This is a genomic window from Paenibacillus sp. GQ49, assembly GCF_059759055.1.
The window spans coordinates 1-764 of sequence record NZ_JCAXEL010000047.1 but is presented as its reverse complement, the minus strand read 5'-3'; the positions used below and the strand labels follow the sequence as shown (position 1 = coordinate 764).

Annotated in this window: 1 protein-coding gene; it reads left to right on the top strand. The window is 42.7% G+C overall.

The annotated features are described in order from the left end of the window. Positions 1-147: 147 nt before the first annotated feature. Positions 148-621: an IS200/IS605 family transposase gene (gene tnpA, locus AC6CIF_RS31825; protein ID WP_405117919.1), complete on the top strand. Its 474-nt coding sequence runs from the start codon at positions 148-150 to the stop codon at positions 619-621. Positions 622-764: the final 143 nt, after the last annotated feature.

The following is a 764-nucleotide window of genomic DNA, read 5'->3' as shown; positions in this document are numbered from 1 at the left end:
TTTTATTATGGCTTTAGCCAGTTGAGTGCGTGAAACGCGCGAAACAAAAAACCACCCGCTATGCGGGTGGAGGGATCAAGGGTTTGACCACCAAGACCATTCCGATAAAATTGAGATGTTCAGGCTCAAAGAAAGGAATGGTCTTCGATGGCAAACAAGAGCTATAGCCTAGCTCACACAAAGTGGATGTGCAAATACCACATTGTATTCACCCCGAAGTATAGACGGAAAGAAATCTATAATCAAGTGAGAAAAGACTTAATCGAAATTTTTAGACGTCTGTGTAAGTACAAGGGAGTAGAAATTATAGAAGGTCATATGATGCCCGATCATGTTCACATGTTGGTAGCGATTCCACCGAAAATAGCTGTCTCAACGTTCATGGGATATCTAAAGGGAAAAAGTTCGTTAATGATATTCGAGAAGCATGCCCAGCTCAAGTATAAATACGGCAATCGAAAGTTTTGGGCAGAAGGGTACTATGTGAGTACAGTGGGTCTAAATGAAGCAACGGTAAGAAAGTATATTCGTGAACAAGAAGCACATGATCAAGCGTTAGATAAGCTGAGTGTAAAAGAATACGAAGATCCATTCAGCAGTAATCGGACCAAAAAGAAGTAAAACCAGTTTAACTGGTGAGTGAAAGTGACAAATAACACTGAGCCTGAACAGCCCTGCTGTTAGGCTAGCGTCTTTAGGCGCAGTTTGGCAACAGGGGGTTATACCCCAAGAGCAAACCACCCGTTGGACGGGTGGTCCTGATT

What these genes read in the sequence shown, in the direction of transcription:
- tnpA (WP_405117919.1), top strand. Translation starts at nt 148, where the DNA reads ATGGCAAACAAGAGCTATAGCCTAGCTCACACAAAGTGGATGTGCAAA.